Source organism: Streptomyces africanus, from assembly GCF_002150735.1.
GTDB classification, from domain to species: Bacteria; Actinomycetota; Actinomycetes; order Streptomycetales; family Streptomycetaceae; genus Streptomyces; species Streptomyces africanus.
In genome coordinates, this window is the sequence record NZ_MUKA01000065.1 from 1 (window position 1) to 24,559 (window position 24,559).

The following is a 24,559-nucleotide window of genomic DNA, read 5'->3' on the forward strand; positions in this document are numbered from 1 at the left end:
GGCGGGGCGGGGCGATGACCAGGTGGGCGGTGGCCGCGCGGCCGTCGGGGGCGGTGGCGGTCAGCCGGTGGACCCCGGGCGGGAGGTGCTCGGCCGAGGCGCGTGTCTCGCCCTGCTCGGTCTCGATGAGCAGCCGGCTTCCCTCGGGGAGAGCGGCCAGGGCGGCCGGGGGGCCTGCGCCCCAGCCGACCACCGTGGGCGGCAGCAGCCTGGCGCCCAGTTGCCGCTCCCGGGCGGCGAGCGCGGCGCTGATCGCGCCGGGCGTGCTCGCGTCCACGCCGAGAGCGGCCAGGGTGAGGGTGACCGCGGCGGCCGAGGCCGCGACCGTACGGTCCGGGGACGAGCTGTACGAGGTGGCGACGCCGTGCAGTTCGGCGAGGCGGGACAGGTCCTCGGAAGGCGGTTCGGCCGGCCGGGGTTCGGTCATCTACGACCTCGAGAAGTCCGGGACGAAGGTGAAGGCGGAGGGTTCGCTGGTGAGGGGGGCTGATTCGGCGAGCGGCGGCTCGCTGGTGAGGGGCTCGGCGTCGGGCAGCGGCGTCTCGCTGGTCAGCGGGGGCTCGGCGCAGGTGTTCTCGGAGCTGAAGACGCAGTAGTGCGGGTCTTCGTAGCGGGGATCGTCATAGTGGGGGTCGAGGTCGGCGGACGTATCCGCCACGGGTTTGGACGGGTCCGCCACGGGTTTGGACTGGGCCGGGAGCGGGAGGAAAGTCATCGCAGCCACGGGGGCCTCCTTGTCGGGTACGGCATTCAACGGTTATCGCAGCCCTACCCAGTCGACGCGAAGGCAGACACCCCAGGCCGGACATCGTGCTTCTGCTCACATTCCGCTGCCCTCCCCTCCTTCCAGATTCCGGCAATCCAGTGATAACGGCCACTCTCGTTGACACCTTCACCGGACGGGTGGTGGGCTCGTTCTCCCGGTCGAACACACCTGGAGGGGGCCTGTGGGACTGCGGCGTGGGAAGCGGGCAGCGGCTCTGGCCGTCGCGGTCGTCGCCGGAACCCTCGGCTCCGCGCCCGCCGCGGTGGCGGCCCCGCCGGTCCCGGGCGCGACCGCGGCCACCGTCGCCGACACCGCCGGGCCGGACCTCTCCGTCTGGCCGCGCCCCCAGTCCCTGCGTGGCAACGGCGCACCGGTCGCGGTGACCGACGAGGTCGCGCTGATCACGGACCCGACGGCGGATCGGTACGCCGTCGACACCCTGCGCGCGTTGCTGCGGCAGGCCGGAGCCCGTCGCGTCACGGACTCCGCCGGGCCCGGGGCGCTGGTCGTGCGGATGCGCACGGAGCCCGTCCGCCGGAACGACCGCCATGCCCTCCCCTCCGGGGGATACGAGCTGTCCGTGGGCGGGGGCGGCGTCTCGCTCACCGGCACCGGTGAGGACGGCCTGTTCCACGCGGTCCAGACCCTGCGGCAGCTCCTGCGCCCCGACGGCATGATCACCGCCGCCGTCGTACGCGACTGGCCCGGCACCGCCGTGCGCGGCATCACCGAGGGTTTCTACGGCACCGCGTGGACGCACCGGCAGCGGCTGGGGCAGCTCGACTTCATGGGGCGCACCAAGCAGAACCGTTACCTGTACGCCCCGGGGGACGACCTGTACCGGCAGGCGCGCTGGCGTGAGCCGTACCCGGCGCAGCAGCGCGCCGAGTTCCGGGAGCTGGCCGAGCGGGCGCGCCGCAACCACGTCACGCTCGGCTGGGCGGTGGCCCCGGGGCAGGCGATGTGTTTCGCGTCGGACGCCGACGTGCGGGCGCTGACCCGCAAGCTCGACGCGATGTGGGCGCTGGGCTTCAGGGCCTTCCAGCTCCAGTTCCAGGACGTCAGTTACAGCGAGTGGCACTGTGACGCGGACGCCGACCGGTTCGGTTCCGGCCCGAGGGCGGCCGCGCGGGCGCAGGGCCGGGTGGCGAACGCGGTGGCCCGGCACCTGGCGGAGCGGCACCCCGGCGCCGCCGGTCTGTCGCTGATGCCGACCGAGTACTACGAGGACGGCACGACCGACTACCGGCGGGCCCTGGCGAGCACGCTGGACCCGGGGGTCGAGGTGGCGTGGACGGGCGTCGGGGTGGTGCCCCGCACCATCACGGGCGGTGAACTGGCCGACGCCCGGGAGGCGTTCCGGCATCCGCTGGTCACGATGGACAACTACCCGGTCAACGACTACGAGCCCGGCCGTCTCTTCCTCGGCCCCTACCGGGGCCGCGAGCCGGCCGTCGCCACCGGCTCAACCGCCCTGCTCGCCAACGCGATGCAGCAGCCCGAGGCGTCCCGCATCCCGCTGTTCACCGCCGCCGACTACGCCTGGAACCCGCGCGCCTACCGCCCCGGCGAGTCCTGGCGCGCCGCGATCGCCGACCTGGCGGACGGAGACCGCCGCCGCGAGGAGGCCCTGACCGCACTGGCCGCCAACGACGCCTCGTCGGTCCTCGACGAGGAGGAGTCGGCGTACCTTCGCCCCCTGACCGAGGCGTACTGGCAGACCCACACGGCGGCGGGCGCGACGAGCGGAGCCCGGGCGGGTGCCCCTGGGCCGGACGGGGCCGGGGCGAGCGACCCCGGGCCGGACGGGGTCGGGGCGAGTGACCCCGGGCCGGACGGACCCAGGGCGGGTGCCCGCGGGCCTGACGGAACCCAGGCGAGTGCCTCCAGGCCCGACGAGGCCGGGGCGAGTGCTCCCCGGGCGGACGGAGCCGGGACAAGGGGTCCCGGAGCGGACGAAGCGCGGGCGGGTGCCCCCGGGCTCGACGGAGCCAGGGTGACTGGCCCCGGGCTCGACGGTGCCCAGGCAAGTGCCCCCGGACGCGATAGGGCCGGGGCAAGTACTCCCCGGGCGGACGGAGCCCGGACAAGCGGTCCCGGAGCGGACGGAGCGCGGGCGGATGCCGCCCGGCCCGACAGAGCCGGGGTGACCGGCCCCGGGCTCGACGGTGCCCAGGCAAGTGCCTCCGGACGCGACAGGGCCGGGGCAAGTACTCCCCGGGCGGACGGAGCCCGGACAAGCGGTCCCGGAGCCGACGGAGCGCGGGCGGATGCCCCCGGGCCTCACGGAGCCGGAGTGACTGGCCCCGGGCCCGACGGAGCCCAGGCAAGTGCCTCCGGGCCCGACAGGGCCGGGGCAAGTGCTCCCCGGGCAGACGGAGCCGAGGCAAGCGACCCCGGGCCGAACGGAACCCAGGCGAGTGCCCCCGGGCCCGACGGAGCCAGGGTTGGTTCCCGGGCGGACGGAGCCCACGTCCGTGGTCCCGGAACGGGCGACGACGCCGCCCGGCGGTTGCGCGAGGCGTTCGCCGTGCTGCGTGAGCTGCCCCGGCGGCTGGCGGGCACCGCCCTCGCTCCGGAGGTCGCCCCCTGGTCGCGGCAGCTGGCGCGCTACGGCGAGGCGGGGACCGTCGCGCTCGACATGCTGGACGCGCAGCGCGCCGGGGACGCGGCGGCGGCCTGGACGGCGTATCGCCGGCTCGGTGCGCTGCGCGCCCGTTTGGAGCCGGCACCGGTCAAGGTCGGCACGGACGTCCTGGATCCCTTCCTCCAGCGCGCGCAGAAGGCGTACGCGGCCTGGTCGGGCATCGACCACGAGCCGCCCCCGAGCCCCGGTGACCCGGGCGACGGCCGCACCCTGCGCTTCCCGCACCCCCGGTCCCTGACAGCGGTGACGGCCCTCACCGACCCCGGCACCGAGGGCGACGTCGAGGTGCACGTGCCGGGCCGGGGCTGGCGTCGGGCCGGCCGGCTGGCCGCTTCGGGCGCGACCGAGGTGCGGGCCGGGCAGCGGGTGGACGCCGTACGGGTCACCGGCCCCGCGTCGTCCCGCGTACGTCACCTGGTGCCGTGGTTCGCGGACTCCCCCGCCACGTCCCTGGAGCTGACGCGTGACCGCGTGGACGCCGAGACCGGCAGGACGCGGCGGCTGACGGCCGGCCTGGGCTCGCTGCGCCCCGCCGACGCCCGCGGCAGGCTCACCGTCGAGGCACCCGAGGGCGTGCGGGTGAAGGTGCCCAGGACCGAACTGGCCGTGCCGCGCGGCACGAAGGTGGAGGTCCCCGTCGAGGTGACGGTGGAGCGCGGCGCGCCGCAGCGGTCCTACGACATCCGGCTGGGGTTCGCGGGAGCGACCCGCACCCTCACCGTCCGGGCCTTCCCGCCCACCGGCGGACCCGACCTGGCCCGCACCGGCACGGCGCGTTCCTCGGCCGACGAGACGCCCGGCTTCCCCGCGTCGGCGGCGAACGACGGCGACCCGGACACCCGCTGGTCGTCCCCCGTCGACGACGGCGCCTGGTGGCAGGTCGAGCTGCCGCGCCCGGTGCGGCTCGGGCAGGTCGTGCTGCGCTGGCAGGACGCCCACCCCTCGGCGTACCGCGTCCAGGTCTCGCCGGACGGCCGCCGCTGGCGCACGGCGGCGGCGGTACGGGACGGCCGGGGCGGCCGGGAGAGTGTCCGCATGGACGAGCGCGACGTGCGCTTCGTACGGGTGCAGGGCGAGAAGCGGGCCACGCCGTACGGCTACTCGCTGTGGTCGGTGGAGGCGTACGCCGTCACGGAGTGATCCCCATCCCCCGGGTCCGGTGGCGAAATCGGATCGGCGCCCACTATTCACTCAGTACATGTACTGAGTACATAATGATCGCCATGAGCACCCGCCACCTCCTGCTGGGCCTGCTCGCGACGGGTCCGAGCCACGGGTACGACCTCAAGCGACGCCACGACGAACGCTTCCCGCAGGCCCGCCCGCTCGCCTACGGGCAGGTCTACACGACCCTGCAGCGCCTCGTCCGGGACGGCCTCGCCGAGATCGAGGGCACCGACTCGGACGGCGGCCCGGAGCGGACGATGTACCGCGCCACGGAGGAGGGGGCACGCGAACTGTCCCGCTGGGCCGGGGAGATCGCCCCGCCCGCGCCCTTCGTGGCGAACGAGATCTTCGCCAAGGTCGTCGTCGCGATCCTCTCGGGCGGTGACCCGGCCGGGTATCTGAGTGCCCAGCGCGCCGCCCACATGGAGCGGATGAGGGAGCTCACGGCCCTCAAGGCCGCGAAGGGCGCGGATCTGGCGACCGTGCTCTCGGCGGACTACGCCCTCAACCACCTCGACGCCGACCTCCGCTGGATGAGCACCACGGCGGCCCGGCTCACCACCCTGACCGCGGAGGTCGACGCAGCATGAACAGACCCGTGCCTCTTCTCACGGCCGGCGGCCTCACCAAGGCGCACGGCAGGACACCCGCCCTGCGCGGGGCGTCGGTCGAGCTGCACACCGGTGAGATCCTCGCGGTGACCGGCGCGAGCGGCAGCGGGAAGTCGACGCTGCTGCACTGCCTGGCCGGGATCGTCCGGCCCGACGAGGGCTCGGTGACGTACGACGGCCGGCGACTCGCGGACCTGCCCGAGCAGCGGCTGAGCGAGCTGCGGCGGACCGAGTTCGGCGTGGTGTTCCAGTTCGGGCAGCTCATCCCCGAGCTGACGGCCCTGGACAACGTCGCCCTGCCGCTGCTGCTGGCCGGCACCGACCGCGCCCGGGCCCGGGCCCTTGCCGGTGAGTGGCTGGAGCGGTTCGGCGTGCGCGGACAGCAGGACCTGCGGCCGGGCGAGATGAGCGGCGGCCAGGCCCAGCGCACCGCGCTGGCCCGGGCCCTGGTCACCGGTCCGAGGGTGGTCTTCGCCGACGAGCCGACGGGAGCCCTGGACTCGCTCTCCGGCGAGCAGGTCATGACGGCCCTGGTCCACACGGCCCGCGAGTCGGGCACGGCGGTCCTGCTGATCACCCACGACGCCCAGGTGGCGGCGTACGCGGACCGTGAGGTCCAGCTGCGGGACGGCGCCGTGGTGCCGCTGGAGGTGACGGCGTGAACTCCCTGCGTTCCGATCTGCGTCTCGCCTGGGAGCTCACCCGTGGTTCCGACCGGGGCGAGTGGTGGCGGGTCGCGCTGACGGTGACGGGCGCCGCGCTCGCGACGGGGTTCGCGCTGGCCGCCGTCGCCCTGGCCTCCCTGCGGGGCGGCCACCAGGTGCCCGTCGCCGCGGGCCTGCTGGACGAGCCCGGCACGCGGTCCGGCGTGATCGTCGGCCTGCTGCTCCTGCTCGTGCCCGTGCTGGGGTTCCTCGGCCAGTGCGCCCGGATCGGCGCCGTGCACCGCGACCGGCGGCTGGCCGGGCTGCGGCTGGCCGGGGCGACGCCCTGGCAGGTCCGGCGGATCGCCGCGCTGGAGACCGGCCTGGCCTGCCTGCTGGGCTCGGCGGTCGCCACCGTCCTCTCGGTGCTGCTCCTGCTGCGCCAGTGGGACCGGCCGACCGCCCTGGCCTGGGTGGGGATCGCCCTGGTCGCCGTCGCCGTACCGGTGCTGGGCGCGGTGGCGGGCGCACTGGCGCTGCGCCGGGTCGTGGCCTCCCCGCTCGGCTGGGTCCGCCGGATCGGGCCCGGCAGTGGACGGGGGCCCGGGCTGCTGTTCCTGGCCGGGGTGCTGCTCGTCGCGGTGCTGGCGCTGCTGACCGTGGTCACCACGTCCACGGCCGCCCCCGACCGGCCGAACGGCAGGGTGCCGCTGACGGTGATGGGCGTGGTCCTCGTGGTCGGCGCGGGCGCGGTGTGGCTCTCCGGGGCCACCGCGAAGGCGACCGGGAGGGTCCTCGCACCCCGGGCCCGGTCGGCGGCGACGCTGATCGCGGCGGAGCGACTGCGCGAGGACCCCTGGTCGGCCGCCCGCACGCACGCGGCGGTGCTGCTGGTGACGGTCGTGGGCACCGGCTTCCTGGGCATCCGTCAGGTGCTGAGCGACGTGGTGCACAGCACGCGGCACCTCGCCGAGCCCGCGTCCTACTACACCACCGGCCTCGACCTCACCGGCGCCGCGATCGCCATCGCCTTCGCGATCACCCTGTCCGGCCTCGCCGTCGGCACCGCCGAGTCCCTGGCCACCCGCCGCCGGGGCCTGGCCGCGCAGGCCGCCGCCGGGGTGCCGCACACGGTGCTCGGCCGGGCCCTGCTGCTGGAGACCGCGCTGCCGCTCGCCCCCGCCATGCTGCTCTCGGGCCTGGGCGGGATGACCATCGGCACCGGGTACGCCGTGCTCTCCGGCCGGCCGGCGCCCTGGGCGATCGCCCTGGTGCCCGTCGCCGTCTACGCCGCATGCCTGCTGGCCGCGGCCACCTCACTGCCCCTGCTGCGCCGCTCGGTACGCCCCGGGGAGCTGCGGTACGCGTGAGCGCCCCGCCTCATGACGGGCCGGCCCGGGGGAACGGGGGTTCCCCGGGCCGGTCGGCCGGCCGCGCGCGGCAATACGAAGGCCCGGATCCTCGTCAGGCGGAAATGCCGTCGATCCGGGCCATGGCGTCGTCCGCGCCGTACGGCTGCAAGTACGGCAGCCAGCGCGGGTCCCTATGGCCGGTCCCGATGATGCGCCAGGCCAGGCCGGAGGGCGGAGCGGGTTTGTGGCGCAGCCGCCAGCCGATCTCGAAGAGGTGACGGTCGGCCTTCACGTGGTTGCAGCGGCGGCAGGACGCCACCACGTTGTCCCAGACGTGCTTGCCCCCGCGGCTGCGCGGGATGACGTGGTCGACGCTGGTTGCGACGCCACCGCAGTACATGCACCGGCCCCCGTCACGGGCGAACAGCGCCCGGCGGGTCAGTGGAACGGGCCCCCGATAGGGGACCCGGACGAACCGCTTGAGCCGGACCACGCTGGGTGCGGGGACTGTGACGGTCGCGCTGTGCAGATAGGCGCCGGACTCCTCGAGGCAGACGGCCTTGTTCTCGAGGACGAGGACGAGCGCGCGGCGGAGCGGTACGACACCTAGCGGCTCGTACGACGCGTTGAGGACCAGGACGTGCGGCACGGATGCCTCCTTGGACGCCGGCGGCGCGTGGCTCGCGCCGGGACGATTCGTAGCCAGTCTCCCCTCATGCCTGGTGAAAGCGCCACCATGTCCCCGTAACGGGCTGGGAGTGTTTTCGACCACATCCCATTCATCCCCAGGATCATGGCGTGTTCAAGCCCAGGTGAGCACGGTCTCTCCTTCACACATCCCGCAGGAGCACACACAATGCCCCGTTAGTGTGGTGGTTCTGCCCCTTCGGTGACCCAGTCGTGACCTTGACCCCCCTGAACCACCGTGCCGGGGCAGACCGCTGCACCTGGAGGTACCTGCCGTGTCCTTGTCCCTCGCGGACGCCGTCCTGCTCGCCGCCGGCCCGTCGCCGACCCCCTCGGAGTCGGAGACCCCGAGAGTGCCCTCGTTCCAGGACGCCCAGGAGAGCGCGACGAACGCCGCCGGCTGGGTCGAGCAGAACTGGTCGACGTGGCTCGCGATCGGCCTGCGGGTCCTGCTCATCGTGGTGGTGGCGGCGGTACTGAGGGTCGTCGTCCGGCGCGCGATCACCAAGCTGATAGACCGCATGAACCGGTCCGGCCAGTCCGTGGACGGCTCCGGGCTCGGCGGGCTGCTGGTCAACGTCGAGCGCCGTCGCCAGCGCTCGCAGGCGATCGGCTCGGTACTGCGCTCGGTGGCCAGCTTCCTGATCATGGGCACCGCGGCCCTGATGATCCTCTCCGCGTTCAACATCAATCTGGCCCCGCTGCTGGCGTCCGCCGGTGTGGCCGGTGTGGCGATCGGCTTCGGCGCGCGCAACCTGGTCACGGACTTCCTCTCGGGCGTCTTCATGATCCTGGAGGACCAGTACGGCGTCGGCGACACGATCGACGCGGGCGTCGCCTCCGGCGAGGTGATCGAGGTGGGCCTGCGCGTGACCAAGCTGCGCGGCGACGGCGGCGAGATCTGGTACGTCCGCAACGGCGAGGTCAAGCGGATCGGCAACCTCTCGCAGGGCTGGGCAACGGCCAACGTCGACGTCACGGTCCACGCCGGCGAGGACCTGGACAAGGTGAAGGCCACCCTGGACGAGGTCGCCGAGAAGATGAACGCCGAGGAGCCCTGGAACGAGCTGCTGTGGAGCCCGATCGAGGTCCTCGGCCTGGACAGCGTCCTGCTGGACTCCATGGTCGTGCGCGTCTCGGCCAAGACGATGCCCGGCAAGTCCCTGACCGTGGAGCGCGAACTGCGCTGGCGCGTCAAGCGGGCGTTCGACGCGGCGGACATCCAGATCGTCGGCGGCGCCACGGCCCCCGCACAGGACGGCTCCGCCGACCCGACGGAGGGGATCGCGGCCCCGTCGGTGTACGCGAACTCGTCGTCCCCGCAGTCGGCGGCGGCGTCCCCGCTCACGCCCGTCGCACCGCCGACGAGCACCACGAAGTAACCGTCCCGCCGCACGACGAGGGCGGCACCCGGGTCTTCCGGGTGCCGCCCTCTTTACGTGCCCTGTTTTCGCCTGCCCGGGTAACGACTGTGTTGCCTGGACCGTCCCCTATTGACGCCCGCGCGGCGCCGGGCTTACTTTCCTCCCCACCGATAGGAAACTTTCCTAACAGTGATCAACCGCAGGTCGGCGATGGACTTCCCCGGCTGATCACTGAGAAGCTGAGCAGCCGAAGGGCAGGTGGACAGGCATGGCAGGAACCGCCGGCACGCCGGGCACCCCGCGCGTCCTGCGCGCCATGAACGACCGGGCCGCCCTGGACCTGCTGCTGGAGCACGGGCAGCTGTCCCGCACCCGGATCGGCAAGCTCACCGGCCTGTCCAAGCCGACCGCCTCCCAGCTCCTGGCCCGCCTGGAGGCCGCGGGCCTCGTCCTGGCCACCGGCACCACCGAGGGCAGGCCGGGCCCGAACGCCCAGCTGTACGAGGTCAACCCGGCGGCCGGGTACGCCGCCGGACTCGACGTCACCCCGCAGCGGATCCTCGCCGCGGTCGCCGACATCACCGGCCGTACGGTCGGCCGCCACGAGCTGCCCACCCCCGGCAGGCGCACCGGCGTCCCCGTCGTCCAGCAGGTCACCGACGCCCTGGACGGCGCGGTGAAGGCGGCGGGCCTGGCCCGGGGCGACATCCACCGGCTCGTCATCGGCACCCCCGGCGCCTTCGACCCCACCACGGGCCGTCTGCGCTACGCCTCCCACCTCCCGGGCTGGCACTCCCCCACCCTGCTGGAGGAGCTCGCCGCCGCCCTGCCGATGCCGTTCGAGTACGAGAACGACGTCAACCTGGTCGCGCTCGCCGAACAGCGCCTCGGCGCGGCCCGGGACCACACGGACTTCGTGCTGCTGTGGAACCAGGAGGGCCTGGGCGCCGCCCTGGTGCTGGGCGGCCGGCTACACCGCGGCTGGACCGGCGGCGCCGGCGAGGTCGGCTTCCTGCCGGTGCCGGGCACGCCCCTGGTCCGCCAGGTCACCAAGGCCAACAGCGGCGGCTACCAGGAGCTGGCCGGTTCCCAGGCCGTCCCCGGGCTGGCCCGCGAACTCGGCATCGAGGACATCCCCGCGGGCCCGTACGCCGAGGCCGCCGCACACCTGGTGGCCCGGGCCGCGGAGACCGACGACGAACCGCACCGCCACCTCCTGCGGACCTACGCGACCCGGCTGGCCACCGGTCTGGCCTCCCTGGTCTCGGTCCTCGACCCCGAGCTCGTCGTGCTGAGCGGCGCGTCCCTCACCTCGGGCGGCGAGACGCTGCGCGCCCTCGTCCAGGCCGAGCTGGAGGAACTGGCCGCGTCCCGCCCACGCCTGGTCGTGGGCGACGTCCGTGAACACCCCGTGCTGCGCGGCGCGCTGGAGAGCGCGCTCGCGACCACGCGCGACGAGGTCTTCGACACCTCCCGCTGACCCCACCCCCCTCCCCGGTATTTCCCTTCTTCCCCCGTACCTCAGGGAGCTCTGCCATGCCCGGAATATCCCGAAAAGCGGCCATCGCCCTCGCCGCCTCCGCCTCCCTCGCCCTCCTCGCCACGGCCTGTACTGGCCAGGCGGACTCCGGCGCCTCCGACGACGCCTCGAAGGAGACGACCCTGAACTTCTGGCACGCCTGGAGCGCGCCCTCCGAGGTGAAGGCCGTCAAGGACCTGGTCGCCGGCTTCGAGAAGACGCACCCCAGGATCCATGTGAACGTCGTCGGCAACATGACCGACGACAAGATCAACCAGGCCCTGCGCACCGGTGGCGGCAAGGCCCCGGACGTGATCTCGTCGTTCACCACGAACAGCGTCGGGAGGTTCTGCTCCTCCGGCGCCCTGGTGGACCTCAACCCGTTCTTCGAGAAGTCGGGCATCGACCCGGAGACGACCTTCCCGAAGGCGATGAACGAGTACACCCAGTTCGAGGGCAACCGCTGCGCGGTCCCGCTCCTCGGCGACGCGTACGGCCTCTACTACAACAAGACGGCATTCGAGAAGGCGGGCATCGCCGCCCCGCCGAAGACCTGGTCCGAGTTCGAGAAGGTCGCCAAGAAGCTGACGATCCCCCAGGGCGACTCCTACAAGCAGCTCGGCTTCATGCCGGACTACCACGGCTGGGAGACCACCACCGAGCACTACCTCGGCCAGTTCTCCCCCACGTACTTCGACAAGGACGGCACGTCGAACGTCGCCAAGGACCCGGCTTTCGCACAGGCCTTCACGGTCCAGAAGAAGCTGGTCGACGCACTCGGCGGCTACCGCAAGCTCGAGACCTACCGCTCCGGGCTCGGCGACGAGTGGGGCCCCAAGCACCCCTTCCACACCGGCCAGGTCGCCATGCAGCTCGATGGCGAGTGGCGCCTGGGCATGGCCCTGGACGCCAAGCCCGAGTTCGAGATCGGCGTGGCCCCGCTGCCCGTCCCCGACGACCAGGCCGGCCAGTACGGCAAGGGCTACATCACCGGCACCATCGCCGGCATCGCGGCGACCAGCACCAAGCAGAACGCGGCCTGGGAGCTGGTGAAGTACATGACCACCGACACGGACGCGGTGGTGAACTTCTCCAACGCCATCCACAACGTGCCCTCCACGCTCGCGGCCCTGAAGTCCCCGAAGCTGAAGTACGACCCGCGCTTCAAGACGTTCCTCGACATCGCGGCCGACCCGGACTCCACCACGGCCCCCGCCTCCGTCAACGGCGGCGTCTACCTCACCACGATCCAGGAGTTCGGCTACGACTACGAGAGCGGCAAGGCCACCGACCTCAAGGCCGGCCTGAAGAAGACGGCCCGGCAGATCGACACGGACATCGCGCAGGCGAAGTAAGAGATGAGCACCTACACACTCCGCGCGAAACACCGCCGCTCGACGCTGCGCACCCTCGCCTTCCTCTCCCCCTGGCTGATCGGCTTCTCGGTCTTCTTCGCCTACCCCCTGCTCTCCACCGTCTATTTCTCCTTCATGCACTACGACGGCTTCAAGCCGCCGGCGTGGTCGGGCACGAAGAACTGGACGTACGTCTTCGAGCACTACCCGTTCTTCTGGCCCGCCCTGCGCAACACCCTGTGGCTGGTCCTCGTCATGGTCACGCTCCGGGTCGCCTTCGGCCTGGGCGTGGGCCTGCTGATCACCAAGATCAAGACGGCTACGGGTGTCTTCCGCACCCTCTTCTACCTGCCCTACCTGGCCCCGCCCGTGGCGGCCACCATGGCCTTCGCCTTCCTCCTCAACCCCGGCACGGGCCCGGTCAATTCACTCCTGGAGAAGACCGGACTCCCCGCCCCCGGCTGGTTCAACGACCCCGCCTGGTCGAAGCCGGCCCTCACCCTCCTGGCCCTGTGGGGCATCGGCGACCTGATGGTCATCTTCATGGCCGCGCTGCTCGACGTACCGAAGGAGCAGTACGAGGCGGCCGAACTGGACGGCGCGACACCCTGGCAGCGCTTCCGCTACGTCACGCTGCCGAACATCTCCCCGATCGTCATGTTCGCGGTCGTCACCGGCGTGATCCAGACCATGCAGTACTACACCCAGCCGCTGATCGCCGGAAAGGTCGCCTCGGGCGTGATCCAGGGCGCGGGCACCCAGTTCGAGCCCGGCTACCCGGACAAGTCGACCCTCACCCTCCCCCAACTCGTCTACAACCTGGGCTTCCAGCGCTTCGACTACGGCTCCGCCTGCGTGGTCGCCCTGGTCCTGTTCGCCCTCTCCATGGCCTTCACCGCACTCCTGATGCGCCGCAAGGGCGGTCTGATCCAGGCAGGTGACCGATGACCCAACTACTGGACAGGCCCCTGGAGTCGAAGGCGGCCCCTTCTCCCGCGCAGCGCACGGCCCACCGCAGGGCGTTCCTCGAATGGATCGCGATCCACTCCCTGGGCGTCGCGGCGGCCCTCTTCTTCACCCTCCCTTTCCTCTTCGTCTTCCTCACCTCGCTCATGAGCGACAGCCAGGCGCTCAGCCGCGACCTGATCCCGCACACCTGGGAATGGGACAACTACCGCAGGGTCTTCGACACCCCCGGCTTCCTCACCTGGTGGCGGAACACCCTGTTCTACGCGGTCCTGGGCACGGCGCTCACGGTGGTCTCCTCGATCCCGGTGGCCTACGCCCTCGCGAAGTTCCGCTTCCGGGGCCGCAACCTGGCCCTGATGCTGGTCATCTCGATGATGATGCTGCCGCCCCAGGTGATCATCATCCCGATGTACCTGTTCTGGGCGAAGCAGCTCGACCTGTCCGGCACGCTCTGGCCGCTGATCATCCCCATGGCGTTCGGCGACGCGTTCTCCATCTTCCTGCTGCGCCAGTTCCTCACCACCATCCCCGACGAGTACCTGGACGCGGCCAGGGTGGACGGCTGCGGCGACCTGCGCACGCTGCTCAAGGTCGTGCTCCCGATGGCGAAACCGGGCATCGCCGCGGTGGCCCTCTTCCAGTTCTTCTACGCGTGGAACGACTACTTCGGCCCCCAGATCTACGCCTCGGAAAGCCCGGGCGCGTGGACCCTCTCCTACGGCCTGGAGTCGTTCAAGGGCGCCCACCACACCGACTGGAACCTCACCATGGCCGCCACCGTGCTGGTGATGGCCCCCGTGATCCTCGTGTTCTTCTTCGCCCAGAAGGCGTTTGTAGAGGGAGTCACGCTCACCGGAGTAAAGGGTTAGACACATGAAACTCACCGTGGTCGGCGGAGGCTCGACCTACACACCCGAACTCGTGGACGGCTTCGCCCGCCTCAGGGACACCCTGCCCGTCGAGGAACTGGTCCTGATGGACCCGGCGCAGGACCGCCTGGACCTGGTGGGCGGCCTCGCCCGCCGCATCTTCGCCCGCCAGGGCCACCCCGGCCGCATCACCACCACGACCGACCTCGACCGGGCGGTGGAGGGCGCGGACGCGGTGCTCCTGCAACTCCGCGTCGGCGGCCAGGCGGCCCGCGAGCAGGACGAGACCTGGCCCCTGGAGTGCGGCTGCGTGGGCCAGGAGACGACCGGCGCCGGCGGCCTGGCGAAGGCCCTGCGCACGGTCCCGGTGGTCCTGGACATCGCGGACCGGGTACGCCGTACGAACCCCCACGCCTGGATCATCGACTTCACGAACCCGGTCGGCAACGTGACCCGCGCCCTGCTCCGGGCGGGCCACAAGGCGGTGGGCCTGTGCAACGTGGCGATCGGCCTCCAGCGCAAGTTCGCGGGCCTGCTGGGCGTCGAGCCCCCGGACGTCCATCTGGACCACGTGGGTCTCAATCACCTCACCTGGGAAACGGGAGTACGCCTCGGCGGCCCGGAAGGCGAGGACGTCCTGCCCACACTGCTGACCGACCACGGCGACACGATCGCGGCGGACCTGCGCCTGCCCCGCCCGCTCTTCGACCGCCTGGGCGTCGTCCCGTCGTACTACCTGCGCTACTACTACGCGCACGACGAGGTCGTACGAGAACTCGGGGCGAAGCCCTCCCGCGCGGCCGAAGTGGCCGCCATGGAACGCGAGTTGCTCACCCTGTACGCCGACCCGTCCCTGGACGAGAAGCCGGCCCTGCTCGCCAGGCGGGGCGGCGCCTACTACTCGGAGGCGGCGGTGGACCTGGCGGCGGCCCTGCTGGGCGGCGGCGGCACGCCCTACCAGGTGGTGAACGCGTACAACCGGGGCACGCTCCCGTTCCTCCCCGACGACGCGGTCATCGAGGTCCAGGCGGCGGTGGGCGCGCAGGGAGCCACCCCCCTCCCGGTCCCGTCCGTGGACCCCCTCTACGCGGGCCTGATGGCCAACGTGACGACGTACGAGGACCTGGCCTTGGAGGCGGCTCTGCACGGCGGCCGGACCCGCGTGTTCCGGGCCCTCCTCGCCCACCCCCTCATCGGCCAGTACGAGTACGCCGAGACGCTCACCGACCGACTGATCGCACACAACCGGGAGCACCTCGCGTGGGCCTGACCGCACGTGTCCTCGCCATCGACGCCGGCAACAGCAAGACGGACGTCGCGATCGTGACGGCGGACGGAGAGGTCCTGTCCACGGCACGCGGCGGCGGCTTCCGCCCGCCCGCGGTCGGCCTGGACACCGCGATGACCACTCTCACCCACACGGTCGGCCAGGCCCTGTCCACCGCCGGACTCACCACCGTCGACCACGTCTCGGCCTGCCTCGCCAACGCCGACTTCCCGGTCGAGGAGGACCAGTTGGCGGCGGCGCTGCAGGCGCGCGGCTGGGGCACGACGGTGACGGTCCGCAACGACACCTTCGCCATCCTCCGGGCCGGTGTGACGGAACCCCGGGGGGTCGCGGTCGTCTGCGGCGCGGGCATCAACTGCGTCGGCATGCGCCCCGACGGCCGCACGGCCCGGTTCCCGGCGCTCGGCAGGGTCTCGGGCGACTGGGGCGGCGGCTGGGGCCTGTCGGAGGAGGCCCTGTGGCACGCGGCGCGCGCGGAGGACGGCCGGGGGCGCCCCACGGCCCTGGCCCACACCCTCCCGGCCCACTTCGGCCTGCCGTCGATGTACGCCCTCGTCGAGGCGCTGCACCTGGGCGCCGTAGAACAATCGCGGCGCCACGAGCTGACGCCGGTCCTCTTCGCCACGGCGGCGGACGGCGACCCGGTCGCCCGCGAGATCGTCGAACGGCAGGCGGACGAGGTGGTCGCGATGGCCGTGGTGGCCCTGACCCGCCTGGACCTCCTGGACGAACCGACGCCCGTCCTCCTGGGCGGCGGGGTCCTGGCCGCCCGGCACGCCCTGCTGAACGGCAGGATCGCCGAGGTGCTGTCCGACCGGGCGCCCAAGGCGACCCCGCAGGTCGTCACGGCCGGCCCTGTCCTCGGGGCGGCGCTGCTGGGGCTGGACACGGTGGCGGCCGGGGAGGGGGCACAGGAGCGGTTGCGGGCGCACTTCGGGGCGTGAGGGGGCGTACTACGGGACGTGAGAGAGGCCCGCTCACGGGACCGGCCGGAGCCCTGCGGGACAGCGGAGACGGACAGACGAAGGCGCCCGAACACGCGAGGGCGCATACTAGGGGCAATGACAAAGCCTGCTGCACCGAAGCGCCATCTGCCCACCAGCCCCTTCAGGGCCCCGGTCATTCCAGCTCCCAAGCACTTCGCTGTGGGCGACCAGGTCACACACGACATGTACGGCCTCGGCCGGGTCATCGGCATCGAGGACGGAATCGCGGTCCTCGTGGATTTCGGCTCGGCCCAGCATCGGATCCTGAGCCCGTACGCCAAGATGACCAAGCTCTGACACCGCTGTGCCCGGTCACGGCACACCAGGTCCCTTCCGGGGCTTGGCACCAGAAGGAGACCTCCCATCGATCTGACCTCGCTCTTCTCCGCCCCGGAAGGGGCACCCCGGAGCACGGCCACGGCCTCGCCGCCTCCCACCACGAACCCCTTCCAGGCCCCGGACTTCGGAGAGGACGACGGCGCGACAGCACCGGAGCCCCTCAACGGCGACCGGCACTGACACCAAAACTTGGCCCGCGAGGGCACGAAAACGCCCCTCACCAGCGGTTTCCTTGCCGATGAGGGGCTGTTTGCGGCGGGCTCGGACCAGTCAGCCGCAGATGACCTGTGCCACTGCCTCGCGGAAGTCGCCGGTCGCGAGTGCCTTGACCGGGATCGTGAAGTACAGCGTTCCGGCGTCCCCCCAGCCCCATCCGAGTTCGGTGTCCTCGGCGAGCTGGAGCAGATGGACAGCCGAGCCGTCGTCGTCGCGGGACGACACCTGGAGCGTGTGCGAGGTGTCCGGCCAGCCGAAGGCGCAGTGACTGCCGGCGGTGTTCCCGTCGAGATCTCCCATCTCGCTGAGAATGAGTGACGGCGCTCCCCAGTGCTGCTCCCTGTCGAACTCCAGGTCCGTGTCCTCGACGTCCCAGCAGTCCGGGAGCATGGTCACCTCGGCGGCGTGGACGGGTATCGCGGGGTAGCTTCTCGCTGGTTCGGGTGCCGCCGTGTCGACGGCCCGTGCCGGGTCGGCGGGAATCACGCGGCACACCCCGGCTCCGTACATGTCCAGCTTGCGGTACTCCTCGTACGGCAGGTCCGGATCGAGATAGAAGAAGTTGAGCAGACCAGGTCGTACGGGCAGTTCATCGCCCAGCCATGCGGCGAGGGCATCGGTGTCCAGTACGGCGTGCAGGGACAAGGGAACCCCGCTCTGTTCGGGCCATACGGTCCCCGGTTCCAGGAGGGCAGGCCCACCGAGCCGGCACCGACCGGTGGCCTGGACACTTCCCGTCGACGGGACGAGTCGAAAGCCGCGGCGGGCCATGGCGGCAAACTGCCGACCGGCCCTCTCACCGAGCCGTTCTGTGCATACCCGGCTCAAGCCGGCGGGATCATCGAACTGCATGCCGGGATCTTCTCAACATGCGTTCGGAGTCGGCCACCCTTCCGTCATCGGTAGCCGGGCCAGTGCGGATCCGTCCAGCGCTCCTCACCGGTGAGTCCGAGCAGTCGTATCCGGTGCTGCAGCTCCGCCGACGCGCCTGACTCGCGAAGCCGCACCGCAGCGTGGGCGAGGAGCCAGGCGACCAGTGCGTCGCGCAGTTCCTCCTCGTCGTGCTCGTACCAGCCGACGCTCCACGGCAGCGTGTCCCGCAGGAGCGCGCTCTCCCATTCCGCGGCCGCCTCGATGAGACGGCGGTCGCTGAGGCGCCCCGTCTGCTCCTCCCAGTCGGCACACCAAGGGCCGACCGTTCCGGACGCCTCGGCACACATCGCGAAGACCTGGTGTGCCGGGACGACCGCATCCGGGTCGGTGAGGCTCTGCACCCACCAGGCATGCAGGAACTCGCGTACCGACTCGGCCTGTTCGTCGGGCCATTGCTGCCAGCAGCCGCGGGCGAACGAGTATCCGGCCTCTTCCAGCCCGAACAACGGCTCCGCGCGACCGGCGACCAGGGCCCTTGCGAACTGCGGCAGTATGCGGCGCAGCACGGCAGCGTGATCGGTCCAGTCGATGGCCTGCCAGGTCCGGCGCAGAAGATCCGGCTCCACTTCCACGTCCGGTGTTTTCAGGAGAGAGAGCTCCTCAGCGCTCCCCCAGTGGCATGCGCAATTGTGCTCATCCGGATGCGCCGTCATGCCGCGGAAGATGACGGAAAGGTTCTCCAGGGCGGCACCGAGGCGGCGGCGTGCGGAATGAGGGGCGAGAAGCATGGTGTGCCCGGCCTTCGAGGACTCCGTACGACTTCCGCCGAGCGAAGATCGCCACGCTACGCGGTCCCCACGTCAGGCCGCAAGCGGCACCTGCTCGCCCTCTTCGGGCACGTGGTAGTGAGCCCAGATCTGGTTCAGTTCGTGCTGGTAGTAGAGCGGGTACAGGCCGGCCACGATGAAAAGGATGAGGCCGATCCAGGGATTGCAGCTCCGCTCCATCCCGGCCGACTGCTGCATGCGGGCAATGCGCAGACCGGTGTTGTAGACCGACACGAAGGGCGGAATGATCAGCAACCAGCCGACCGCCAGAGCCAGAAGCGCCATCACCGGGTTGACCTCGATCCGGTGATCGAAATCCTGGGCTTCGCGATTCACCTTGTAATACCAGACCAGATGGTAGATGCCCAGCGTGATCAGCGGCCAGATCAGCCAAACAAGAAATATGTTGCGGGTTTTTCCAGCGCGACCTGACATGACGCACCTCCCATGAATCCAGTGCATCACGCCCCGCCGCCACGCGCGCGTGGTGAGGTTCGGGGACGCTCGGCAGGGCCGCCTCCGGGCCGCGCGAGGGCGCCCCGGGCGGGCCGATGGCGACCGAGACGGGTCGGCTCGCCTCCGCCGTCGACCACGAAACCCCAGGTCAGAGCCCTCTGACCTAACGCGTTTCCACCCAGGGGTGGCGGTACGGCAAGATGGGGTGTATCTGCCCACTGCCGTATTCAAGCTGCCGGACGGTTTCTCTTGGCTGAGTTCATTTACACCATGCGCAAGGCGCGTAAGGCGCACGGCGACAAGGTGATCCTCGACGACGTGACGACCAGCTTCTACCCGGGAGCGAAGATCGGCGTCGTCGGCCCGAACGGCGCCGGCAAGTCGACCATCCTGAAGATCATGGCCGGGATCGAGCAGCCGTCCAACGGCGACGCCTTCCTCACCCCCGGCTACACGGTCGGCATCCTGCTCCAGGAGCCCCCTCTGAACGAGGAGAAGACCGTCCTGGAGAACGTCCAGGAGGGTGTCGCCGAGATCAAGGGCAAGCTCGACCGGTTCAACGAGATCGCCGAGCAGATGGCGACCGACTACACCGACGAGCTCATGGACGAGATGGGCAAGCTCCAGGAGCAGCTCGACCACGCCAACGCCTGGGACCTCGACGCCCAGCTGGAGCAGGCCATGGACGCCCTGGGCTGCCCGCCCGGCGACTGGCCCGTCGTCAACCTGTCCGGTGGTGAGCGCCGCCGCGTCGCGCTGTGCAAGCTCCTGCTGGAGCAGCCCGACCTGCTGCTGCTCGACGAGCCCACCAACCACCTCGACGCCGAGTCCGTGAACTGGCTGGAGCAGCACCTGGCCAAGTACCCGGGCACCGTCGTGGCGGTCACCCACGACCGGTACTTCCTCGACAACGTCGCCCAGTGGATCTGCGAGGTCGACCGCGGCCGCCTCTACCCCTACGAGGGCAACTACTCGAAGTACCTGGAGACCAAGGCCGCCCGCCTCAAGGTCGAGGGCCAGAAGGACGCCAAGCGGCAGAAGCGCCTCAAGGAAGAGCTCGAGTGGGTGCGGTCGAACGCCAAGGGGCGGCAGGCCAAGTCCAAGGCGCGCCTGGCCCGCTACGAGGAGATGGCCGCCGAGGCCGACAAGATGCGGAAGCTGGACTTCGAGGAGATCCAGATCCCGCCGGGGCCGCGCCTGGGCAACGTCGTCGTCGAGGTCAACAACCTCACCAAGGGCTTCGGCGAGAAGCTGCTTATCGACGACCTCTCCTTCACGCTGCCGCGCAACGGCATCGTCGGCATCATCGGCCCGAACGGCGCCGGCAAGACGACGCTGTTCAAGATGATCCAGGGCATCGAGGAGCCCGACTCCGGCTCCATCAAGGTCGGCGACACGGTCAAGATCTCGTACGTCGACCAGAGCCGCGAGAACATCGACCCGAAGAAGACGCTGTGGGCGGTCGTCTCGGACGAGCTGGACTACATCAACGTGGGCCAGGTCGAGATGCCCTCGCGCGCCTACGTCTCCGCCTTCGGGTTCAAGGGGCCGGACCAGCAGAAGCCGGCCGGTGTGCTCTCCGGCGGTGAGCGCAACCGGCTGAACCTCGCGCTCACGCTCAAGCAGGGCGGCAACCTGCTGCTCCTCGACGAGCCGACCAACGACCTCGACGTCGAGACCCTGAGCAGCCTGGAGAACGCGCTGCTGGAGTTCCCGGGTGCGGCCGTGGTCGTCTCCCACGACCGGTGGTTCCTGGACCGGGTCGCCACGCACATCCTCGCCTACGAGGGCGAGTCCAAGTGGTTCTGGTTCGAGGGCAACTTCGAGTCGTACGAGAAGAACAAGATCGAGCGGCTCGGCCCGGACGCCGCGCGTCCGCACCGCGCCACCTACAAGAAGCTGACCCGGGGCTGATCTTGCGGCACATCTACCGCTGCCCGCTGCGCTGGGCGGACATGGACGCGTACGGCCACGTCAACAACGTGGTGTTCCTCCGCTATCTGGAGGAGGCCCGTATCGACTTCCTGTTCCGTCCGGAGAAGGACTTCAAGCAGGGGTCCGTGGTGGCACGCCATGAGATCGACTACAAGCGGCAACTCGTCCACCGGCACCACCCGGTGGACATCGAGCTGTGGGTCACGGAGATCAGGGCGGCGTCCTTCACCCTCACCTACGAGGTGAAGGACGACGACGCGGTCTACGTCCGGGCCTCGACGGTGATCGTGCCGTTCGACTTCGAGGCACAGCGCCCGCGCCGGCTCACCCCGGAGGAACGGGAGTTCCTCCGGGAGTACACGGACGACGACGAGGAAGAGGCCGTCGCCGCATGACGGTGCTCCACCTCGCCGACGAGGGGGAGGCGGCGGACCTCGCGGCCTTCCTCTCGCGGCTGCTCCACTACGACCGCGGGGCCGCGGTGCGCCTCCAGGCGGCCGGCACCGCGCTCGCCGTGTTCGGACGGCCGCCGTCCTTCGAGGTGCTGGCCGTGCGCGCGGTGCGGCTGGCCAAGCCGTACGAGGACGGGCTCGACGTCACGCTGGACGTGACCGTGTCCGCCGGTGAGCTGCTGGAGTCGGTGGACGAGAAGGGCGCCACGGCCGTCGTGCCGGGCGCGGTGACCGGGCCGCCGTGGGCGGGCGTGCTGCCGCCGCGCGGCGGCTGGCGGGCCGAGCCGGGGCTGCCGGCGCCCGACGCGCTGCGATCCCTCGTGGCCTCGTCCGTCGCCGAGTTCCGCTCCCGTACGCAGGAGTTGCCGGCCGAGCGGCGCACGAGGGCCGAGCTGGACGGGATCGGGCGGGACATCTGGTCCCGTACGGTCGGCGCCACCCGGCTCCCGGTCCGGGCCGTGCACGCCGCGCAGTCGCTGGGCTTCCTGCGGCCGGGAGTGCCGCCGGCGCTGTTCTCGTCGGGCGCGTGGCTCAGGCTGCGCACGCCGTACGGGTCGGTCGCCGTACGGCAGGCCGGGCTCGGGGCGCTGGACGTCAGCGTCCGCTGACCCCCGCCACGCCCCTGCCTGTCAGCCCGGGGCGTTCACCATCGAGGCCGCCGCGTACGTCAGGTAGTTCCACAGCGTCTCCTCGTGCTCCTGGGAGAGCCCGAGTTCCTCGACGGCGACCCGCATGTGCTTCAGCCAGGCGTCGTGCGCCGCCCGGTCGACCGTGAAGGGCGCGTGCCGCATCCGCAGGCGCGGGTGGCCGCGGTTGTCGCTGTACGTCGTGGGGCCGCCCCAGTACTGGATGAGGAAGAGCGTGAGGCGCTCCTCGGCCGGGCCCAGGTCCTCCTCGGGGTACATGGGCCGCAGCAGCGGGTCCTCGGCGACTCCCTCGTAGAAACGGTGGACGAGCCGACGGAAGGTCTCCTCCCCGCCGACCTGCTCGTAGAAGGTCTGCTCCTGAAGCGTGCCGCGCCGAATCTCTCTCACGCCCTCCATGCTCTCAGACGCGGGGACATAGGACTCAAGGCCTAGGACCGGCCCCGGTGCCCTTACTGTGGGGGTATGGGCGGGCATGCACCCGACAGGGAACGCGACAGGGAATCGGCCGATCTCGCCGCCTCCGCACGGGCGGCGCTGGTGCGCCGGATCGACGCGAGCGGAGCCTGGGCCGCCGACCCGGTGTGGCGGGAGGCGTTCGCGGCGGTCCCGCGTCACCTCTTCGTGCCGTACTACTACGTCGGTGTCGCCGGCGGCTTCGAACGCCGGTGGGGCGAGAGCCCCGACCCCGTGGCGCGTGAGCGGTGGATACGGGGCGCCTACGAGGACACCCCGCTGGCGACCCGGCTGCGCGACGGCGAACTGCTCTCCTCCAGCAGCCAGCCGTCCCTGATGGCGGACATGCTGGCCGCGCTGCGCGTGCAGGACGGGAACACCGTCCTGGAGATCGGGGCCGGCACCGGCTACAACGCCGCGCTGCTCGCCCACCGGCTGGGCGACGACCGGGTCACCACCGTCGATCTCGACCCGGAGATCACCGAGTCGGCCCGCCGGCACCTGGCCGCGGCCGGGTACCACCCGATCGTCGTCACCGGCGACGGCGCCCGGGGCGTGCCCGAGCGCGCGCCGTTCGACCGGATCATCGCCACCTGCGCGCTGAGCACCGTGCCGCGCGCCTGGCTCGCCCAGAGCCGCCCCGGTGGCCGGATCCTGATGCCGCTCGCCACCGGCCTGATGGCGCTCACGGTGACCGACGCCGACCACGCCGAGGGGCGTTTCCTGCACACGCCCGCCTACTTCGTGCCGTTGCGCGGCGGGAGCCGGCCCGGGGGCGAGCCGCTCCAGCTGGGCGGCGTACCGCGCCGGGCCAGGGAGGAGGACCTGTTCCGGTTCCTGCTGGCCCTGACCCGCGGCACCCTCGACCCGCAGGAGGCGCACTCGCTGTGGGAGCAGGAGGGCAGGCCGCAGCGCGAGCGCTACGGCATCACCGTCCGCGGGGACCGGGAGTGGGCCTGGCTGGACGACCCGGAGGGGCCGTACGCCTGGCCCCTCCCGTCGTGACAGGCTCAGCCGCGGCGGATCGTGATCGTCGTCCAGGCGCCCACGTGCACCCGGTCGCCGTCCTGGAGCGGCACGGGGACGAACGGCTGGATCGGGTCCTCCGAGCCGTTGACCGTCGTGCCGTTCGTCGAGTTCTGGTCGACGACCGCCCAGCTGCCGTCGGGCTGCTGGACCAGCACCGCGTGCTGGTGCGAGACGCCCGGGTCCTCCGGCGGCACCGAGAGATCGATGTCGGGGGTGTCGCCGGTGGAGTGCCGGCGGCGGCCGATCGTGATCTGGTTGCCGGTGAGCGTGCGCTGCTGCTCGGGCGAGTACGCGGGCAGGTTCAGGCCCGCGGCCTCGGGGCCGGAGCGCTGCATCATCGCCATGAAGTACTCACGGTCCGGGCCGATGGTCGCGGTCCAGGTCGCCGGTCCCTGGGGAGCCTGGGGCTGCTGCGGGAAGCCGCCGGGGCCGGGCGGGGCCTGAGTGGCGCCGGGCTGCGGGTAGCCGTAGCCACCCCCCTGACCGCCGGGGGGACCGGGCGGGGCCTGGGTGGCGCCGGGCTGCGGATAGCCGTAGCCACCGCCCTGACCGCCGCCTGGACCGCCAGGGCCACCGGGGCCGCCAGGACCGCCGCCCGGGCCGGTGGACGACGGCGGGGAGATCACCCAGTCGTCACCGCCGCCGCCGAAGGACTGACCGCCCTGCTGGGGACGCTGGGTCTCCTGTGGGAACCCGGGCGGGGCCGGCGGGCCGGACTGCTGGAAGCCCTGCGGAGCGCCGCCGGGGCCACCACCGGGACCACCAGGACCGCCGGGGCCCCCATGACCGGGCGGAGGCGGGACCGGACGCGAGGGGTCGGGGCCGAATCCGGGCGGACCGGGAGGACCACCGGGGCCACCGGGACCGCCGGGACCGCCGGGACCACCAGGACCGGGACGACCGCCGGGGCCGCCGGGACCCGGGTGGCCCGAGGGGTCGCTGCCGAACGGCGGGAGCGGCTCGGCCGGCCGGTTCACCTGCGACGGGCGGGAGCCCTGGTACTGGTACGAGTCACCGCCGCCGTACGACGGGCCGGGAGGACCGGGCGGGCCGGGAGGACCGGGCTGGCCGGGCGGCTGGAAGCGCACGCCCGGCCAGCCCGGTCCTC

23 protein-coding genes and 1 pseudogene are annotated in these 24,559 nt (G+C 71.9%); 16 read left to right on the forward strand and 8 right to left on the reverse strand.

Going from position 1 to position 24,559, the window contains the following annotated elements:
* A pseudogene (locus CCL05_RS09945) lies at positions 1-427 on the reverse strand (4-alpha-glucanotransferase); the annotation flags it as partial.
* The gene (locus tag CCL05_RS09950) at positions 428-724 is read right to left on the reverse strand and encodes a hypothetical protein (RefSeq protein WP_086560149.1); all 297 of its coding nucleotides are present in this window, start codon (positions 722-724) and stop codon (positions 428-430) included.
* Between the two features lie 223 nt (positions 725-947).
* Between CCL05_RS09950 and CCL05_RS09955 the strand changes: the two genes are divergently transcribed.
* The 4 genes from CCL05_RS09955 (at position 948) to CCL05_RS09970 (ending at position 7,205) form a co-directional block, all read left to right on the forward strand.
* Positions 948-4,553, forward strand: a complete 3,606-nt coding sequence (locus CCL05_RS09955; RefSeq protein WP_086560150.1) for a beta-N-acetylglucosaminidase domain-containing protein — start codon at positions 948-950, stop codon at positions 4,551-4,553.
* Between the two features lie 83 nt (positions 4,554-4,636).
* A complete protein-coding gene (locus tag CCL05_RS09960; RefSeq protein WP_086560168.1) occupies positions 4,637-5,170 on the forward strand; it encodes a PadR family transcriptional regulator in 534 nt (177 codons plus the stop codon).
* Positions 5,167-5,853: an ABC transporter ATP-binding protein gene (locus tag CCL05_RS09965; protein WP_086560151.1), complete on the forward strand. Its 687-nt coding sequence runs from the start codon at positions 5,167-5,169 to the stop codon at positions 5,851-5,853. Before CCL05_RS09960 ends, CCL05_RS09965 begins: the two co-directional genes overlap by 4 nt.
* The gene (locus tag CCL05_RS09970) at positions 5,850-7,205 is read left to right on the forward strand and encodes an FtsX-like permease family protein (protein ID WP_086560152.1); all 1,356 of its coding nucleotides are present in this window, start codon (positions 5,850-5,852) and stop codon (positions 7,203-7,205) included. Before CCL05_RS09965 ends, CCL05_RS09970 begins: the two co-directional genes overlap by 4 nt.
* 94 nt (positions 7,206-7,299) lie before the next feature.
* Here CCL05_RS09970 and CCL05_RS09975 read toward each other — a convergent pair whose 3' ends face one another.
* Entirely contained in the window at positions 7,300-7,836 is a 537-nt protein-coding gene (locus CCL05_RS09975) for an HNH endonuclease (RefSeq protein WP_086560153.1), read from the reverse strand.
* Between the two features lie 319 nt (positions 7,837-8,155).
* On the opposite strand from CCL05_RS09975, the gene CCL05_RS09980 reads away from it, so the two are divergent.
* The 8 genes from CCL05_RS09980 (at position 8,156) to CCL05_RS10015 (ending at position 16,521) form a co-directional block, all read left to right on the forward strand.
* Positions 8,156-9,256 carry a mechanosensitive ion channel family protein gene (locus tag CCL05_RS09980; RefSeq protein ID WP_086560169.1) on the forward strand — a complete coding sequence of 367 codons (1,101 nt, stop codon included), beginning with the start codon at positions 8,156-8,158 and terminating at the stop codon, positions 9,254-9,256.
* Positions 9,257-9,506: 250 nt separating this feature from the next.
* The gene (locus CCL05_RS09985; RefSeq protein ID WP_086560154.1) at positions 9,507-10,718 is read left to right on the forward strand and encodes an ROK family transcriptional regulator; all 1,212 of its coding nucleotides are present in this window, start codon (positions 9,507-9,509) and stop codon (positions 10,716-10,718) included.
* 56 nt (positions 10,719-10,774) lie between these two features.
* Positions 10,775-12,112: an ABC transporter substrate-binding protein gene (locus CCL05_RS09990; RefSeq protein WP_086560155.1), complete on the forward strand. Its 1,338-nt coding sequence runs from the start codon at positions 10,775-10,777 to the stop codon at positions 12,110-12,112.
* A gap of 3 nt (positions 12,113-12,115) precedes the next feature.
* Complete coding sequence (locus CCL05_RS09995) at positions 12,116-13,060, forward strand: carbohydrate ABC transporter permease (RefSeq protein WP_086560156.1); 945 nt, start codon at positions 12,116-12,118, stop codon at positions 13,058-13,060.
* The gene (locus tag CCL05_RS10000; RefSeq protein ID WP_086560157.1) at positions 13,057-13,950 is read left to right on the forward strand and encodes a carbohydrate ABC transporter permease; all 894 of its coding nucleotides are present in this window, start codon (positions 13,057-13,059) and stop codon (positions 13,948-13,950) included. Before CCL05_RS09995 ends, CCL05_RS10000 begins: the two co-directional genes overlap by 4 nt.
* A 4-nt stretch (positions 13,951-13,954) precedes the next feature.
* A complete protein-coding gene (locus tag CCL05_RS10005; protein WP_086560158.1) occupies positions 13,955-15,220 on the forward strand; it encodes a 6-phospho-beta-glucosidase in 1,266 nt (421 codons plus the stop codon).
* Positions 15,211-16,182 carry an N-acetylglucosamine kinase gene (locus CCL05_RS10010; RefSeq protein ID WP_086560159.1) on the forward strand — a complete coding sequence of 324 codons (972 nt, stop codon included), beginning with the start codon at positions 15,211-15,213 and terminating at the stop codon, positions 16,180-16,182. The genes CCL05_RS10005 and CCL05_RS10010 overlap by 10 nt, the downstream gene beginning before the upstream one ends.
* Before the next feature lie 117 nt (positions 16,183-16,299).
* Positions 16,300-16,521 (forward strand): hypothetical protein, encoded by a 222-nt coding sequence (locus tag CCL05_RS10015; RefSeq protein WP_029181646.1) that lies wholly within the window; start codon positions 16,300-16,302, stop codon positions 16,519-16,521.
* 312 nt (positions 16,522-16,833) lie between these two features.
* Here CCL05_RS10015 and CCL05_RS10020 read toward each other — a convergent pair whose 3' ends face one another.
* The 3 genes from CCL05_RS10020 to CCL05_RS10030 all read right to left on the reverse strand — a co-directional run bounded on the left by CCL05_RS10020 (position 16,834) and on the right by CCL05_RS10030 (position 18,914).
* Positions 16,834-17,631, reverse strand: a complete 798-nt coding sequence (locus CCL05_RS10020; protein ID WP_086560160.1) for a DUF1963 domain-containing protein — start codon at positions 17,629-17,631, stop codon at positions 16,834-16,836.
* Positions 17,632-17,675: 44 nt separating this feature from the next.
* On the reverse strand, positions 17,676-18,440 hold the full coding sequence (locus CCL05_RS10025; RefSeq protein WP_086560161.1) for a hypothetical protein: 765 nt from the start codon (positions 18,438-18,440) through the stop codon (positions 17,676-17,678).
* Between the two features lie 72 nt (positions 18,441-18,512).
* Complete coding sequence (locus CCL05_RS10030; protein WP_208641440.1) at positions 18,513-18,914, reverse strand: DUF4234 domain-containing protein; 402 nt, start codon at positions 18,912-18,914, stop codon at positions 18,513-18,515.
* Positions 18,915-19,184: 270 nt separating this feature from the next.
* Between CCL05_RS10030 and ettA the strand changes: the two genes are divergently transcribed.
* The 3 genes from ettA to CCL05_RS10045 are packed head-to-tail and all read left to right on the forward strand — an operon-like array spanning position 19,185 to position 21,930.
* Positions 19,185-20,849, forward strand: coding sequence for an energy-dependent translational throttle protein EttA (gene ettA / locus CCL05_RS10035; RefSeq protein WP_086560163.1), 1,665 nt, complete (start codon positions 19,185-19,187; stop codon positions 20,847-20,849).
* Positions 20,850-20,851: 2 nt separating this feature from the next.
* Positions 20,852-21,265 (forward strand): acyl-CoA thioesterase, encoded by a 414-nt coding sequence (locus tag CCL05_RS10040; protein ID WP_086560164.1) that lies wholly within the window; start codon positions 20,852-20,854, stop codon positions 21,263-21,265.
* Positions 21,262-21,930 carry a DUF8010 domain-containing protein gene (locus CCL05_RS10045; protein ID WP_086560165.1) on the forward strand — a complete coding sequence of 223 codons (669 nt, stop codon included), beginning with the start codon at positions 21,262-21,264 and terminating at the stop codon, positions 21,928-21,930. The genes CCL05_RS10040 and CCL05_RS10045 overlap by 4 nt, the downstream gene beginning before the upstream one ends.
* A 21-nt stretch (positions 21,931-21,951) precedes the next feature.
* Here CCL05_RS10045 and CCL05_RS10050 read toward each other — a convergent pair whose 3' ends face one another.
* Positions 21,952-22,365, reverse strand: a complete 414-nt coding sequence (locus CCL05_RS10050) for a globin (protein WP_086560166.1) — start codon at positions 22,363-22,365, stop codon at positions 21,952-21,954.
* Positions 22,366-22,431: 66 nt separating this feature from the next.
* Between CCL05_RS10050 and CCL05_RS10055 the strand changes: the two genes are divergently transcribed.
* Positions 22,432-23,427 (forward strand): methyltransferase domain-containing protein, encoded by a 996-nt coding sequence (locus CCL05_RS10055; protein WP_086560167.1) that lies wholly within the window; start codon positions 22,432-22,434, stop codon positions 23,425-23,427.
* 5 nt (positions 23,428-23,432) lie between these two features.
* Here the strand turns inward: CCL05_RS10055 and CCL05_RS10060 are convergent.
* On the reverse strand, positions 23,433-24,559 hold a 1,127-nt coding region (locus CCL05_RS10060), incomplete at its 5' end, for an FHA domain-containing protein (RefSeq protein WP_143589862.1).

What these genes read in the sequence shown, in the direction of transcription:
- CCL05_RS09960 (WP_086560168.1), top strand. Translation starts at nt 4,637, where the DNA reads ATGAGCACCCGCCACCTCCTGCTGGGCCTGCTCGCGACGGGTCCGAGC.
- CCL05_RS09965 (WP_086560151.1), top strand. Translation starts at nt 5,167, where the DNA reads ATGAACAGACCCGTGCCTCTTCTCACGGCCGGCGGCCTCACCAAGGCG.
- CCL05_RS09985 (WP_086560154.1), top strand. Translation starts at nt 9,507, where the DNA reads ATGGCAGGAACCGCCGGCACGCCGGGCACCCCGCGCGTCCTGCGCGCC.
- CCL05_RS09990 (WP_086560155.1), top strand. Translation starts at nt 10,775, where the DNA reads ATGCCCGGAATATCCCGAAAAGCGGCCATCGCCCTCGCCGCCTCCGCC.
- CCL05_RS09995 (WP_086560156.1), top strand. Translation starts at nt 12,116, where the DNA reads ATGAGCACCTACACACTCCGCGCGAAACACCGCCGCTCGACGCTGCGC.
- CCL05_RS10000 (WP_086560157.1), top strand. Translation starts at nt 13,057, where the DNA reads ATGACCCAACTACTGGACAGGCCCCTGGAGTCGAAGGCGGCCCCTTCT.
- CCL05_RS10005 (WP_086560158.1), top strand. Translation starts at nt 13,955, where the DNA reads ATGAAACTCACCGTGGTCGGCGGAGGCTCGACCTACACACCCGAACTC.
- CCL05_RS10015 (WP_029181646.1), top strand. Translation starts at nt 16,300, where the DNA reads ATGACAAAGCCTGCTGCACCGAAGCGCCATCTGCCCACCAGCCCCTTC.
- CCL05_RS10020 (WP_086560160.1), bottom strand. Translation starts at nt 17,631, where the DNA reads ATGCAGTTCGATGATCCCGCCGGCTTGAGCCGGGTATGCACAGAACGG.
- CCL05_RS10025 (WP_086560161.1), bottom strand. Translation starts at nt 18,440, where the DNA reads ATGCTTCTCGCCCCTCATTCCGCACGCCGCCGCCTCGGTGCCGCCCTG.
- CCL05_RS10030 (WP_208641440.1), bottom strand. Translation starts at nt 18,914, where the DNA reads ATGTCAGGTCGCGCTGGAAAAACCCGCAACATATTTCTTGTTTGGCTG.
- CCL05_RS10045 (WP_086560165.1), top strand. Translation starts at nt 21,262, where the DNA reads ATGACGGTGCTCCACCTCGCCGACGAGGGGGAGGCGGCGGACCTCGCG.
- CCL05_RS10050 (WP_086560166.1), bottom strand. Translation starts at nt 22,365, where the DNA reads ATGGAGGGCGTGAGAGAGATTCGGCGCGGCACGCTTCAGGAGCAGACC.
- CCL05_RS10055 (WP_086560167.1), top strand. Translation starts at nt 22,432, where the DNA reads ATGGGCGGGCATGCACCCGACAGGGAACGCGACAGGGAATCGGCCGAT.